Below are 205 nucleotides of genomic sequence, written 5' to 3' on the forward strand. Positions count from 1 at the left end.
GACCTTACGATGCTGACTCTCCATTATCCCGATTCCTGCATGACTGAAGCCTCTTTGTTCAGCTGGTTTAGTATATTGAAAATTTCTCAATATTTTACTCTTGAACTTCTCAAACAACTCTTGTTCTTCTTCTGTATCGATGTAACTTTCGGTCGTATCTAGGACGGTTCTCATTAACTGCTTATCATGTTGCTTAATCGCCTGG

At 39.5% G+C, this 205-nt stretch carries 1 pseudogene; it reads right to left on the reverse strand.

Annotated features, from left to right (window positions below):
• A pseudogene (locus HMPREF2619_RS11480) lies at positions 1–205 on the reverse strand (ISLre2 family transposase); the annotation flags it as partial.

It is taken from the genome of Streptococcus sp. HMSC074B11, assembly GCF_001808705.1.
Lineage (GTDB): Bacteria > Bacillota > Bacilli > Lactobacillales > Streptococcaceae > Streptococcus.